The sequence below is a fragment of the Isoptericola sp. Y541 genome, assembly GCF_059445465.1.
On record NZ_JCAIUJ010000002.1, the window covers coordinates 487,876 to 501,824 of the forward strand.

Here is a 13,949-nt window from a genome sequence, read left to right on the forward strand (position 1 = left end):
GGAATTTCGCACTACCTCGACGGGTCCTCACGGAGGAGGACGACGTCGGTCGGCTCGAGGTGCAGCGCCTCTCCCTTCGCGATCACGCGGCCCGTGAGCAGGTCCGTCCCCGAGGCGTGGGCGACGACGTCGACGGGGCCGGTGCCGTGGTTCAGGACGAACGCGAACCGGCCGTTGCCGTTCTCGCGGACGGCGAGCTCGACGTCCGGCGCGTCGGCGTACGGGCCGACCAGGCCGTGTCGGTCGAGGACGCGGCGCACCACCCACGCGACGCCCGCGTCGTCGAGGGCGGTCCCGACGTACCAGGCCTGGCCGTGCTCGCCCAGCTCTCCTGCGTCACCGGCCGCGACCGCGTGCCGGAGCCGCGTGACGGCCGGGGTGCCGGCGTAGAACTCCGACCCGTAGGTGCCGACGACGTCCGCCCCCTGCGGCACGAGGACCTCGAAGACGAGCGAGGCGTCCGACCGGGTCGCGACAGGCTCGGCGGTCTCGACAGGCTCGGCGGTCTCGACAGGCTCGACCAGCGTGACGGGGTTGGTGGCCCCCGGCGCGGCGGAGTCCGTCTCCTCGACGCGGACGCCGAACAGCGGGCCGAGCGGGCCGGGCGCGTCCAGGAGGAACGCGTTGGCGTCCTCGTCCGCGCGGCCGGACCAGAACGACGCGAGCACGGACCCGCCGCGCGCGACGACCCCCTCGAGCCGCTCGACCACGTCCCCCTTGAGCACGTGCAGCATCGGGGCGAGGACGACGTCGTACGCCTCCAGGTCCGCCGCCTGCGCCACGACGTCCATCTGGGCGCCCGCCCGCCACAGCGCCTTGTAATACGCGAGCACCGTGTCCACGTAGCGGGCGTGGCGGTTGAAGCCGTCAGTCATCTCGGCGGCCCACCACGAGTCCCAGTCGAACAGGAGCGCCACGCGGGCGGGCGTGCGGGCGCCGAGAACGGCGTCGCCCAGCGCGTCAAGCTCCGCGCCCAGGGCCGCGACCTCGCGGAAGGCGCGGGTGTCGGTGCGCCCGGCGTGGTCGAGCACGGCGCCGTGGTACTTCTCGCTCGCGCCCTTGGACTGCCGCATCTGGAAGTACAGGACGGCGTCGGCGCCGTGCGCGACGGACTGCCACGACCACAGGCGCAGGACGCCGGGGCGCTTCACGGGGTTCACGTCGCGCGAGGCGGTGATGGTCGGCGTCTGCTCCATGACCCAGAACGGCGCGCCGTCCTTGAGGCCGCGCATGACGTCGTGCGCGAGCGCCATCCGGGCGTGCTCGCGCTGCCCGGGCGGGTAGTTGTCCCACGACGCGACGTCGAGGTCGGCGGCCCAGCGGTGGTAGTCGATCGGCCGGAACACGCCCATGAAGTTGGTGGTCACCGGGGTCGTCGCGTCGTGGGCGCGGATGCGCGCCTTCTCGTCGCGGAAGTTCGCCAGCATCGCGTCGGACATGAACCGGCGGTAGTCGAGCGTGATGCCCTGGAACGCCGTGTGGTCGGGGCCGCGCCAGTGCTCGCTGAGCATGTTGGGCACCACGATCTGGTCCCAGTCGCTGAACGTGTGCGACCAGAAGGCCGCGTTCCACGCGCCGTTGAGCCGCTCCAGCGAGCCGTACCGCTCGCGCAGCCAGTCGCGGAACCCGGCCGCGCACAGGTCGCACCAGCAGCCGCCGTCGAACCCGCCGTACTCGTTGCCGACGTGCCACGCGACCAACCCGGGCGTGCCGGCGTAGCGCTCCGCGACCCGGCCCGCGAGCTCCGCGGAGAGGCGGCGGTAGACCGACGAGCTCGGGCACGCGTTGTGCCGCTGCCCGTACACGTGCCGGCGCCCCTGGAAGTCGGTGCGCTCCACCTCGGGGTGCCGGTGCGCCAGCCACGGCGGCAGCGCCCCGGTGGACGTCGCGAGCACGACGTCGCGACCGCCCGCCACGGCCCTCTCGACGATCGCGTCGAGCTGCGCGAAGTCGTAGGTGTCCTCGTGCGGCTGCAGCGTCGCCCACGAGAAGACGTTGAGCGTCACGGTGTCGATCGACGCGAGGTCGAACGCCGCGTAGTCGGTCTCCCACACCTCCCGCGGCCACTGCTCGGGGTTGTAGTCGCCGCCGTAGCGGATCTTCGTGGCCTGCGGCCGGTCGGTCATCGGCGTGCTCTCCAGACGGATGCGTCTCGGTCGGGGGTTTCGGTCGACGGAGGTTCAGGCGGTGAAGCGCTGCTCGACGTCGCGCAGCGCGGGCCGCGCGGTGCGCAGCGCGAACGCGAGGAAGCCGACCAGCAGCAGGACCAGCACCACCTCGCCGGCGATCCAGACGACGCCCGCGGCGACGACGACGAGCGCGAGCAGCCCGAGCGTCACGGCCGGGTGGCGGGTGAGGAGGTGCAGGGCCAGGCGCGCGACGTCGCGGGCGCGGAAGCGGAACAGCGACGCGACGAGCAGCGCCTCGATCGCCCACAGCAGCACGCCCGCGCCGACGACGCACAGCACGACGGCATACGCGACGGAGATCCCGGCGGCCTCGCGGTGCACGACCGACGTCGTGACGACCCCGAGCACCACCAGGGCCGGCGCCCAGAGCAGCAGGGCGTCGCGCCAGCCCAGCCGCAGCCCGCGGGCGAACGCCCGGGCGGGCCCCGGGGCCGGCTCGGCGGCCGGCTCCGTGCCCGCGGTCAGGGTGTGCAGCGCGAACAGGCCGGCCGCGAGGAACGGGACCGCCGGCAGCAGGCACAGCGGCACCAGCAGCGCGTTGCCGGACGAGCGGTCGAGCAGCGCGAGGAGCAGCAGCGTCGGCACGGTGCCGAGCGCGACGAGCACGCCGACCACGAGGTACCGGTAGACGACGGCGGTGATCCGCCCGAGCGGCCCGTCCCCCAGCTCGCCCTTCTGCCCGGGCGGCCGTCCGAGCGGCCGTCCGGGCCGACGGCCCGCGGCTGCGGCGCTCATCGCGCTCCCCCGTCCGGCGTCGTCCGCCCCACGATGCGCGCGTCGTCGAGCCACGCGGGCGTCGCGTCGCGCACCGGATCGATCTCCACGAGCGTGACCTCGTGCCGCTCCAGCGTGAGCGCAAGGTCCACGCGGCCCGCGACCACCGCGAGCGCGGCGTGCTCGCGGGCCGGCTCCGACGCCTCGTGCAGCAGGTCGAGCTGGCGCGCCGTCGGCGAGGCGGGGCGCCCCAGCTCCCCCCAGGCGGCGAAGGCGTTGCCGTCGCGGGAGCTGACCCGGGACCGGTGCACGTACGCGCTCGTCGTCGCGGCGTCGCCCACGGGGACGCTCAGCCGCAGCTCCCGGAAGTCCGGCTCCTCGGGCGCGTCGGTGCCGCCGACGGGCTGCCACGCGAGCACGGTGACCCGGCCGGTCGCGTCGCGCGTCACCAGGTGGTCCTCGCCGCGGCGGAGCACGTCGGGGCCCATCCGCGCCATGAAGGCGTAGAGGTGGAACACGGGCTTGCGCAGCTGACGGTGCCCGAGCATGCCGAAGCCGCCGTGGAGGACCGACGTCGGGATGTTCTCCTCCTCGAAGACGTCGCAGAACGTCCAGTAGGAGAAGGAGTCCACCAGGTCTCCCCCGGCCGCGAGGACCGGCGCGACCGACGCCGCCTGGTAGGCGGTGTCGTGCACCGGGTTGTCCGGCCGGTAGCTCGTGCTGAACTCGGTGACGTGGGTGGGCAGGCCCTCGAGCCGCGTGCCCGCGACCAGCTTGGCGGGCGCCGCGAACTGGTCCAGCAGCGACTGCGGCGACCGCAGCGTCTGGTAGGTGCCGAACGGTACGGGCTGCGCCGGGCCGGTCGTGTAGGCGTGGAAGGACAGGAAGTCGACGGGCACGTCGCGCCGCTCGACGAAGTCGGCGAACGGCGCCCACCAGTCGTCCGCGCCGGGCGAGATCGCCGGCCCGCCCACCTGCAGCTCGGCGTCGACCTCCTTGACCGCCGCCGCGGTGACCTCGTACAGCCGGAAGTACGCCTCCTGCGACGCGCCCTGCCAGAAGTGCACGAGGTTCGGCTCGTTCCACACCTCGATCGGCCACTGCCGCACCTCGTCCAGCCCGTACCGGTCGACGGCGTGCCGCACCACGGCCTGCACCAGCGCCGCCCACTCACGGTGGTCGCGGGGCGGGGTCACGTTGCCCTGCCACCAGAACACCGTCTGGTCGCCCGACGCGAGCCCGGACGGCATGAACCCGAGTTCCACGAACGGCCGGATCCCCAGCCCCAACCACGCGTCGACGATCTGGTCGGCGTACGTGAAGGAGTACCGGGTGCCGCGGTGGCCGGCCGCGTCGTACGGGCGGTGGATGCCGACGTCGTCCGAGAGCAGACCGTGCCCGCGGACGTACCGGAACCCGATCTCCGACTGCACCAGCGCGAGCGAGTCCTGGTAGTCCCGGCGCAGCGCCAGGTTGAGGCGGCCGGTGCCGACGCACCGCCGCCACGCGTCGGACAGCGTGGCGGCGGGCGCGTCGGGGACGACGACGGCGGTGGTCAGGCCTCAGCCCTCCTTGCGCTGCAGGGCGGTGTTGAAGGTGTCGACGAGCTGCGTGGCGCCCAGGCCGTCGATCTCGGCGACGTACGCGTCCCACTCGTCGAGCGAGCGCTGCCCGGTGACGAACCCAGCCGTCGCGGCCATCACCGCGTCCTTGAGCTGGGTGTCCAGCAGCGACGTCTGCTCGAGCTCCATCTCGTTCAGGCCCGCGGACGGCTTGACCGGCAGCACCTCCTTGGTGTCGAGCACGGCGCGCGTCCACTCCTTGACCTCGTCCGTCATCACGGACTCCAGCAGGTCCTGCGACGAGCCGTTCGCGAGCAGGAAGACGCCGTTGCTGTACCCGAAGTCGGTGTTGAGCTTCTTCGGCGCGCCCGTGTTGATGGCGTTCCAGCTGACGTCGTCGTTCAGCGTGCGCACCCCGTCGGCCCCCTTGGCGAACGTCTCGCCGTCCACGCCCCACTGGGCGAACTCCATGCCCTCGTCCGAGTAGTACTGCCAGTCCACGTACTGCAGCATCGCCTTGAAGTGCGGGTCCTCGGCCGCCTCGCTGGAGATCATCAGGCCGGAGGAGAGCTGGCTCGGCATGAGGTTGCTGCCCGCCGGGCCGCCCGGGATCGTGAGCATCCGCAGCGGGGCGTCCTTGCCGGAGTCCGCGAACGCCTCCCGGTACACCGTGATCTCCTGCGTGTTGCCCGAGATCGCGGCCGCCTTGCCGGAGACGAACTTCTGCTTCGCCTGGTCGTCCGACTGGGTGATCTCGGGGTCGAACGTCTTGTCCTCGACCATGCCGTGCACGGTCTCCAGGAGCTGCTTGTACCCGTCGCTGGTGCCGTTGAAGGTGAACTCGCCCGCGTCGGGGTCGTACCAGGTGTTGTCGTAGCCCCAGCCCCCGGTCGCCCCGAAGTTCGGGGCCATGTACTGCAGCATCGCGCCGAGCGGCTGGCTGTCGGTCCAGCGGTCGGTGAACGCGTAGTCGAGCTCCGGGTTGGCCTCCTGGACCTTCTTCAGGTCCGCGCGGAAGTCATCCCAGGTGGCCGGGTCCTCGGAGATCCCGGCCTTCTTCCACAGGTCGTCGCGGATGACCACCGAGTACTGCACGTCCGGGATCTCGCGCAGGCCGGGCAGGATGTAGAGCTTGCCGTCGTCCTGCCGGCGGGTGTCGAGCTCCTCCTGCAGGCCCCACTGCTCGATCTTCTCCTGGAAGTTCGGCATGTAGTCCAGGTAGTCGGACACCGGGAGGATCGCGCCGCCGGAGACGAACTGGCTCTCCTGGCCGGGGTACGTCACGGGGATGAGCTCCGACGCCTCGCCCGAGCCGATCAGCAGGGACTTCTTGTTGTCCCAGTCGGCGAGGGGCACGTCGGTGCGGGAGAACGTGACGCCGTGGTCGTCCTCCAGGTGCTGGAAGATCGACCAGTCGTCCTGCACCGGGTAGTCGGGGTGGTCGCGGTACATCAGCGAGAAGTCCACCGGCTCGGTCGCCTTGAACGAGGTGCCGGCGGCGAAGTCCTCCATCGCCCCCACCGAGTGGGCCTCGTCGATGGCGGCCCCGCCGCCGCCCTCCTCGCCGGTGGCCTCGTCGTCTCCGCCGCTGCCGCAGGCCGTGAGGCCCAGCGCGAGAGCGGTCAGGGACACGGCCGCTACGGCCGATCGCATCCTGGTGGTCTTCATGATTCTCCTCGGGTGCCGAGCGTCGTCGCTCTGGGGCGGGAACTGTGGATCGCTGGTGTCGTGCGGTGGTCGCGGCGTGGCGCGGGTCGTCATCCCTTGACGGACCCGAGCATCACGCCCGAGACGAAGTACCTCTGGACGAAGGGGTAGAAGCAGATGATCGGCAGCACCGTGAGCAGCATCGTCACGGACTGGATGTTGGCGCCGATCTGGACGGCCTCCTGCCCGGTGATCCCCGCGGCCGGGTTGGAGGCCGCGGCGATGAGGTTGCGCAGGTAGACGGTGACGGGGAACAGGTCCTTCTGGTCCAGGTACAGGAAGGCGCTGAACCAGGAGTTCCATTGGCTGACGGCGTAGAACAGCGTCATCGTCGCCAGCACGGGCTTGGACAGCGGCAGCACGATGCGGAAGAAGATCCCGTACGAGGTGAGGCCGTCGATCGCCGCGGCCTCCTCGAGCTCGGTCGGGAAGTTCTCGAAGAAGGACTTCATCACGAGCAGGTTGAACACGGAGATCGCGTTGGGGACGACGATGGCCCACATCGTGTTGCGCATGTCCAGGACGTCGGCGACGAGGATGTAGTTGGGGATCAGGCCGCCGCTGAAGAACATCGTGAAGATCGCGATGCCGATGAAGAGCGTGCGCCCCTTGAGCTCGCGGCGGCTCAGCGCGTACGCGAACGTCGTCGTCAGTGCCATCGAGACCGCGGTGCCGACCACGGTGTACAGCACCGTGTTGCCGTAGTTGTTCCAGAACAGCGAGTCGCCCATCACGACCTTGAGGGTCTCGATGTTGAACCCCCGCGGCAGCAGATTCACCTCGCCGGCGGCGATGTAGCCCTCGGACGAGAAGGCCTTCGCCACCAGGTTCACGAACGGGTACAGCGTGACGGCGCACACCGCGAGGAGCACCACGAGGTTGGCGACCTTGAACACCCGGTACCCCGGGGTGTCCCGCACGATCGTGGGCTCGCTCCGGACGGCGGCGAGGTCGGGGGTGGAGGTGTCGATCACCACAGCGAGGCTCCAACCAGTCGGCGCGAGGCGTAGTTCGCGGACAGCACGAGGACGAGGCCGATCAGCGCCTCGAAGAGGCCGATCGCGGCGCCGTAGGAGAACTGCGCCGACTGGATGCCCACGCGGTAGAGGTAGGTCGAGATCACATCGCCCGTGGCGTAGATCAGCGGGTTCTGCAGCAGCAGAACCTTCTCGAACCCGACCGCCATGAAGGAGCCGATATTGAGGATGAGGAGCACCATCATCGTGGGGCGGATACCCGGAAGCGTGATGTGCCAGGTCTGCTGCCAGCGGTTCGCTCCGTCGATGCGGGAGGCCTCGTAGAGCTGGTCGTCGATGGTCGTGAGCGCCGCGAGGTAGAGGATCGTGCCCCACCCGATCGTCTGCCAGACCTCCGAGCTCACGTAGATGGTGCGGAACCACTCGGGCTGCTGCATGAAGGTGATCGCGTTGCCGCCGAACGCCTCGAGGATCTGGTTCACCGTGCCGGAGACCGAGGTCAGCTGCAGCACCAGCCCGGCCACGATGACGATCGACATGAAGTGCGGCAGGTAGGAGATGGTCTGGACGATCTTCTTGAACCGGCGCGAGCGCAGCTCGTTCAGCAGCAGCGCCAGCACGATCGGCAGCGGGAAGCAGATCACCAGCGTCAGCAGGCCCAGGATCACGGTGTTCCAGAACACCTGCCAGAACTGCTGGTTGTGGATGAACATCTCGAAGTAGTAGAAGCCCACCCACTCGTCCCCGAAGACGCTGCTGCCGGGCCGGAAGCGTCGGAACGCGATCACGTTGCCGAGCATGGGCAGGTACTTGAAGACGAGGAAGAACACCAGCGGCAGCGCGACGAACGTGTACAGCCGCCAGTCCTTGCGCAGCGCCCGGCGCCAGGTGGTGCGCGCCGGCCGGCCGCTCCCGCCGCGCGGGCGGTCGCCCCGCGGTGGTGCCGACGGCGGTTCGTCGTCGCTCAGCGGGACGGCCGCCACCGTCCCTGCGCCCTGCGCCATGGATCCCCTACCCGTCACGTCGTCGTGCGGAGCTCGCCACTGTGCGAACTCTGGTCGAAAGTTTCGGCTTCGAAAACGTTCTCCATCCGGGGGCGACATTAGGGGCGCGGCGCGACGGCGGTCAAGGACCTCTGAGGTCACGGTCTGGTCACAGCACCCCTGATATCAGCCAGGTAACGGCGGGATGCCGGCAATCACGCCGGGCGGCCGCGGGGGCCGGGCCGCCGGGGCCGCCGGCGGACGGCTCCGGGCGCCCGGGTGAACCGCGCGCCGTCCGCGACCCGGACCCTCGCCACGTCGTGTACGGTCACAGCGAAAGTTGCGGTCCGGCGAGCGAGCCCGACGACGTCGCCGCAACCCTGACAGGACGGCTCATGAGCACCCCCACCCCGCGCGGCACCACCCCGACGATCGCCGAGATCGCTCGGGAGCTCGGCGTGTCGCCGCCCACCGTCTCCAAGGTGCTCAACGGGAAGGCCGACGTCGCGCCGGCCACGCGCGCCCGCATCGAGGCGGCGCTGGAGCAGCACCGCTACCGGCGCCGGCGCGCCGTCGCGCCGCCGGTCGGCGCGGGGCTCGTCGACCTGGTCTTCCACCGCGTCGGCTCCGCGTGGTCGACGGAGATCATCCGCGGGGTCGAGGATGTCGCCGCGGCCGCGGGCGTCAGCGTGATCCTGTCCGAGCTCGGCGGCAAGCACCGGCCGCCGAGCGCCTGGCTCGACACGACGCTCTCCCGCCCTCCCCTGGGCGCGCTCCTCGTGGCGGCCAGCCTCACCCCGGCGCAGCGGCGGCGCCTCACCACCCGCGCGATCCCCTACGTCGTCATCGACACCGACGGCGAACCGCCGCCGGACGTGCCCACCGTGGGCTCCGACAACTGGAACGGCGGCCTCGTCGCCACCCGGCACCTGCTGGACCTGGGGCACCGACGCATCGCCGCGATCTCCGGGCCGGGCGACATGCTGTGCAGCCGGGCCCGCGTGGACGGCTACCGCACCGCGCTCGAGGACGCCGGCGTCGCCTTCGACCCCGCGCTCGTCCGGTCGGGGAACTTCGAGGTGCAGTCGGGGTACCGCTCCGGCAGCGAGCTCCTCGACCTGCCCGAGGCCCCGACCGCCGTCTTCGCAGGCTCCGACATGCAGGCGATCGGCCTGCTGCGCGCCGCCCAGGAGCGCGGGATCTCCGTGCCGTGCGACCTGTCCGTCGTCGGCTACGACGACCTGCCTCTCGCGACCTGGACCTCCCCGGCCCTGACCACCGTGCGTCAGCCCCTGCTGGAGATGGCGACCACCGCCACCACCATGCTCCTCGACCTCGCACGCGGCCACGTGCCGATGGTGCGGCGCGTCAACCTCTCCACCGAGCTCGTCCGGCGCGAGTCCACCGCTCCCCCGTTCGCCGGTTGAGCCTGTCGAAACCAGCGAACGGGTTTCGACAGGCTCAACCAGCGAACCGCTGCTGTCGTCAGCGCTGGACGCGGGCGCTGCCGCCGCCGGCGAGCTTGGCGACCTCGGCGAGGGTCGCCGTCGTCGTGTCGCCGGGTGTGGTCATGGCCAGTGCTCCGTGCGCGGCGCCGTACTCGACGGCTTCCTGCAGCGACCCGAGCTCCATGAGGCCGTAGACCAGTCCGGACGCGAACGAGTCGCCGCCGCCGACGCGGTCGAAGATCTCCAGGTCGGCGCGGTGCGTGGCCTCGACGAAGCCCTCGGCGCGCGACCAGGCGATCGCGCCCCAGTCGTTGCGCGACGCAGAGCGCACGCCGCGCAGCGTCGTCGCGATGGCCTGGAAGTTCGGGTAGGCCTCGGCGGCCGTACCGATCATGGCCCGGAAGGCGCCGGTGTCGAGGTCGGTGAGGTTCTCGTCCACGCCCTCGACCTCGAAGCCGAGGGAGGCGGTGAAGTCCTCCTCGTTGCCGATCATGACGTCGACGTGCTGCGCCAGGCGGCGGTTGACCTCGCGCGCCCGCTCGACGCCGCCGATGCCCTTCCACAGCGACGGCCGGTAGTTGAGGTCGTACGACACGACCGTGCCGTGCCGGCGCGCGGCCGACATCGCGGCCTCGGCGACGTCGGCGGCCGACTCGGACAGCGCCGCGAAGATGCCGCCGGTGTGCAGCCAGCGCACGCCGGAGCCGAAGAGCGCGTCCCAGTCGACGTCCTCGGGCCGCATCTGCGAGATCGCGGTGTTGCCGCGGTCGCTGACACCGACGGCCCCGCGCACGCCGAAGCCGCGCTCGGTGAAGTTCAGCCCGTTGCGCACCGACCGGCCGATGCCGTCGTACTCGCGCCACCGCACCCACGACGTGTCGAGCCCGCCGGTGAGCATGAAGTCCTCGACGAGGCGGCCCACCTCGTTGTCGGCGAGCGCGGTGACGATCGCGCCGCGCAGGCCGAACGCGCGGCGCAGGCCCCGGGCCACGTTGTACTCGCCACCGCCCTCCCAGACGTCGAACGAGCGGGTGGTGCGCACGCGGCGGTCGCCCGGGTCGAGGCGGAGCATGACCTCGCCGAGCGCGACGACGTCGTACCGGCACTCGGCGGCGGGGCGGGTGGTGATCGAGGGGTTGGTCATGTCGGTCACTTCTCCTTCGACGTGGGGGCGGCCAGGGCGACGGCCTCGGCGGTGCGGCGGGTGACCTCGGCCCAGTCGCCGGCGGCGACGAGCGACTTCTCGACCATCCACGAGCCGCCGACGGCGAGCACCGGGGCCAGGTCGAGGTACTCCCGCAGGTTCGCGGCGCCCACGCCGCCCGTCGGCACGAAGCGCAGGCCGGGGAACGGCGCGGAGAAGGCCTTGATCGCGACCGGGCCGCCGACCACGGACGCCGGGAAGAGCTTCACGACGTCGAGGCCCAGGTCCAGGGCCGCCATGATCTCGCTGGGCGTCGCGACGCCGGGCAGGATCGGCACCCCGTGGGACTGGGCCCGGCGCACGACGGCCTCGGACAGCCCCGGGGAGACGATGTAGCGCGCGCCGGCGTCGACGACGGCGTCGACCTGCGCGACGGTGGTGACGGTGCCCGCGCCCACGACGACGTCGGGCTGGGCGCTCGCGACCGCCCGGATGGCGTCGATCCCGCCCGCGGTGCGCAGGGTGATCTCGGCAACGGGGAGACCGCCGGCGACGAGGGCGTCGGCGAGACGCGCGCCCTGGTCGGCGCCGTCGACCACGACGACAGGGACGAGGCGCCGAGCGCCGAGCGCGGCGACGACGTCGCCGGAGGCGGCCTGGGTCGGGGTGTCGGGGGAAGACATTCGAGCTCCGTTTCGCTATGGTGAACGCCTGTTGTTCACTACGGAACACCATAGCGGACAGGACCAGACCATGGACGGGACACCGATGACCAACCCGAGCCCGCTCGGCAGCGTGGACAAGGCTCTGCTCACGCTCGACGCGCTCGCGCGCGCCGGGGCCGGCGGCGTCGCGCTGGCCGACCTCGCCGCCGAGGTCGGCGCCAACAAGTCGACCCTGCACCGCACGCTCTCCGCGCTGCGGCACCGCGGCTACGCGGACCAGACGCCCGACGGCGCGTACCGCCTCGGCCCCGCCGTGCTGTCCCTGGGCGCCGCCTACCTCGCCGAGGACAACCTGCCCGGCCTGCTACGCCCCGCGCTCGAGGCGCTGTGCGCGGAGGTGGACGAGCTCGTGCACCTCGGCACCCTCGCCGGCCAGGAGGTCGTCTACCTCGACAAGGTGGAACCGAAGCGCCCGCTGCGCGTGTGGTCGGCGGTCGGGCGACGCTTCCCGGCCGCGACGACGGCGCTCGGGCGCGCGGTGCTCGCGGCGGGCCCCGACGACGAGCCCGGCGTCGACGGCGACCCCTCCCTGCGAGCGGCCCTCGCCGAGGCGCGCGAGCTCGGGTACGCCGCCGAGACGGAGGAGAACGAGCCCGGCATCGCGTGCGTGGCCGTCGCGCTGCTGCGCGCGGACCGGCCGGTCGCCGCCGTGAGCATCACCGCCCCGGTCGAGCGCATGACGGGCACCGCGCGCGCCGAGCGGGTCGCCGCGCTGCGCGACGTCCTCCCGCGCTTCCTCCCGTCCGGGCTAAGCCTGCCGCCTCGCGGCTGAATCATCCGACGTATCTCCAGGTTGGGGCCAGATCTGGAGTGTGGCTCACCATCGGTCATCGCTATCCTCGCGTCGGATACCGATACATCCGATCACTCTGCCGTTCGACAGGAGCCCACACCGCCGTGCCCCCTCTCGCCTCGACCGTCTGGTCGCCCCCGCTCTCTCCCGTCGTGCCCGGCGGCCTCGCCCGCTCGCGCGTGGGCATCGCGGGCATCTCGATCGAGTCCTCCACCTTCTCGCCGCACGTGAGCGGCTGGGAGGCCTTCACGCTGCGGCGCGGGGACAAGCTGCGGGCCCGCTACCCGTTCCTCGACGTCGGCACACCCCGCGGAGACGCCGCCGAGTGGGTGCCGTTCGTGCACGGCCGGTCCCTGCCCGGCGGCGCCGTCGACCCCGACGTGTACCGGGCGATGCGCGACGAGATCGTCGAGCGCATCCGGGCCGAGGTCGCCGCCCGCGGCCCCCTCGACGGGCTGTTCCTCGACATCCACGGTGCGATGAGCGTGGTCGGCACGACCGACGCCGAGGGCGACCTGGCCGCCGCGGTGCGCGCGGCCCCGACACGCTCGTCTCCGCGTCGATGGACCTGCACGGCAACGTCTCCGCCACGCTGTCGCGCGCCGTCGACCTCATCACCTGCTACCGGATGGCGCCGCACGAGGACGCGGCGAACACTCGCGAGCGGGCCGTGCACCACCTGCGCGAGCGCCTGCGGGGGCCGCACGGCGCCGACCCGGCGGCGCGTCGCCCGTGGCAGGCGTGGGTCCAGGTGCCGGTGCTGCTGCCCGGCGAGAAGACGAGCACCCGGCTCGAGCCTGCAACGAGCCTCTACGACCGCCTCCCGGGCGTCGAGGCCCTGGACGGCGTCGTCGACGCCTCGATCTGGATCGGGTACGCCTGGGCCGACGAGCCCCGCTGCCAGGCCGCCGTCGTCGTCACGGGCGACGACCCCGACCTGATCGCGGACCAGGCCCACACGCTGGCCCGGGCGTTCTGGGACGCACGCGACGGCTTCGAGTTCGTCGCGCCGACGGGCACGTTCGAGGAGTGCCTCGACCTCGCGCTCGCGCGCCGGGCCGACGCCCCGCGGCCCTTCGTCGTCTCCGACTCCGGGGACAACCCGACCGCGGGCGGCGCCGGCGACGTCTCCTGGTCGCTCGGCGAGCTGCTCGACGACCCCCGCTTCGCCGAGCCCGGCGGACCCGTCGTGCTGCACGCGTCGGTCTTCGACCCGGCCGCCGTCGCTGCCGCCGTCCGGGCCGGCGTCGGGGGCCGGGTCGACGCCGAGGTGGGCGGCCGCGTCGACGGGCGCGCGCGCGGCCCGGTCCGCCTGGAGGGAGAGGTCTTCTCGATCACGCCCGGCGACACCGACGCCGGGACGGTGGTCGTGGTGCGCCGCGGCGGCGTGCACGCCATCGTCACCGAGCGCCGCAAGCCGTACCACCACCTGCACGACTTCACGCGCCTCGGCCTGGACCCCCACCGCGCGGACGTCGTCGTGGTGAAGATCGGCTACCTCGAGCCCGAGCTCTACGACCTCGCCGCCGACTGGCGGCTCGCGCTCACGCCCGGCGGCGTCGACCAGGACCTGCTGCGCCTGGGTCACCACCGGATCGAGCGGCCCATGTACCCGTTCGACCAGGGCATGGCCGACCCCGATCTGCGCCCCGTGCTGCGCCGCCGCGGCGAGGCCGAGTGGCAGGCCTAAGCAGCAGGCGTCAGCGA

General features: G+C 72.2%; 10 protein-coding genes and 1 pseudogene. 3 read left to right on the forward strand and 8 right to left on the reverse strand.

Annotation, left to right across the window (positions count from 1 at the left end; translation table 11 throughout):
• Nucleotides 1-11: 11 nt before the first annotated feature.
• The 6 genes from AC1C2V_RS07015 to AC1C2V_RS07040 form a co-directional block, all read right to left on the reverse strand.
• Nucleotides 12-2,126 (reverse strand): beta-galactosidase, encoded by a 2,115-nt coding sequence (locus AC1C2V_RS07015; RefSeq protein ID WP_495388863.1) that lies wholly within the window; start codon nucleotides 2,124-2,126, stop codon nucleotides 12-14.
• Nucleotides 2,127-2,180: 54 nt separating this feature from the next.
• A complete protein-coding gene (locus tag AC1C2V_RS07020) occupies nucleotides 2,181-2,924 on the reverse strand; it encodes a DUF624 domain-containing protein (RefSeq protein ID WP_495388864.1) in 744 nt (247 codons plus the stop codon).
• Nucleotides 2,921-4,462 carry a GH39 family glycosyl hydrolase gene (locus tag AC1C2V_RS07025; RefSeq protein ID WP_495389136.1) on the reverse strand — a complete coding sequence of 514 codons (1,542 nt, stop codon included), beginning with the start codon at nucleotides 4,460-4,462 and terminating at the stop codon, nucleotides 2,921-2,923. The genes AC1C2V_RS07020 and AC1C2V_RS07025 overlap by 4 nt, the downstream gene beginning before the upstream one ends.
• A gap of 3 nt (nucleotides 4,463-4,465) precedes the next feature.
• A complete protein-coding gene (locus tag AC1C2V_RS07030) occupies nucleotides 4,466-6,133 on the reverse strand; it encodes an ABC transporter substrate-binding protein (RefSeq protein ID WP_495388865.1) in 1,668 nt (555 codons plus the stop codon).
• Nucleotides 6,134-6,222: 89 nt separating this feature from the next.
• Nucleotides 6,223-7,146, reverse strand: a complete 924-nt coding sequence (locus tag AC1C2V_RS07035) for a carbohydrate ABC transporter permease (RefSeq protein ID WP_495388866.1) — start codon at nucleotides 7,144-7,146, stop codon at nucleotides 6,223-6,225.
• Complete coding sequence (locus AC1C2V_RS07040; RefSeq protein ID WP_495388867.1) at nucleotides 7,143-8,153, reverse strand: ABC transporter permease; 1,011 nt, start codon at nucleotides 8,151-8,153, stop codon at nucleotides 7,143-7,145. The genes AC1C2V_RS07035 and AC1C2V_RS07040 overlap by 4 nt, the downstream gene beginning before the upstream one ends.
• Before the next feature lie 374 nt (nucleotides 8,154-8,527).
• Here AC1C2V_RS07040 and AC1C2V_RS07045 point away from each other — a divergent pair, with 374 nt between their 5' ends.
• Complete coding sequence (locus AC1C2V_RS07045) at nucleotides 8,528-9,559, forward strand: LacI family DNA-binding transcriptional regulator (RefSeq protein WP_495388868.1); 1,032 nt, start codon at nucleotides 8,528-8,530, stop codon at nucleotides 9,557-9,559.
• Nucleotides 9,560-9,617: 58 nt separating this feature from the next.
• Here the strand turns inward: AC1C2V_RS07045 and AC1C2V_RS07050 are convergent, their stop codons facing one another.
• Both AC1C2V_RS07050 and eda read right to left on the reverse strand, forming a co-directional pair.
• A complete protein-coding gene (locus AC1C2V_RS07050) occupies nucleotides 9,618-10,724 on the reverse strand; it encodes a sugar kinase (RefSeq protein ID WP_495388869.1) in 1,107 nt (368 codons plus the stop codon).
• Between the two features lie 5 nt (nucleotides 10,725-10,729).
• On the reverse strand, nucleotides 10,730-11,407 hold the full coding sequence (eda, locus tag AC1C2V_RS07055; protein ID WP_495388870.1) for a bifunctional 4-hydroxy-2-oxoglutarate aldolase/2-dehydro-3-deoxy-phosphogluconate aldolase: 678 nt from the start codon (nucleotides 11,405-11,407) through the stop codon (nucleotides 10,730-10,732).
• A gap of 70 nt (nucleotides 11,408-11,477) precedes the next feature.
• Between eda and AC1C2V_RS07060 the strand changes: the two genes are divergently transcribed.
• Both AC1C2V_RS07060 and AC1C2V_RS07065 read left to right on the forward strand, forming a co-directional pair.
• Nucleotides 11,478-12,221 carry an IclR family transcriptional regulator gene (locus AC1C2V_RS07060; RefSeq protein ID WP_495388871.1) on the forward strand — a complete coding sequence of 248 codons (744 nt, stop codon included), beginning with the start codon at nucleotides 11,478-11,480 and terminating at the stop codon, nucleotides 12,219-12,221.
• A 173-nt stretch (nucleotides 12,222-12,394) separates the two neighbouring features.
• A pseudogene (locus tag AC1C2V_RS07065) lies at nucleotides 12,395-13,932 on the forward strand (M81 family metallopeptidase).
• Nucleotides 13,933-13,949: the final 17 nt, after the last annotated feature.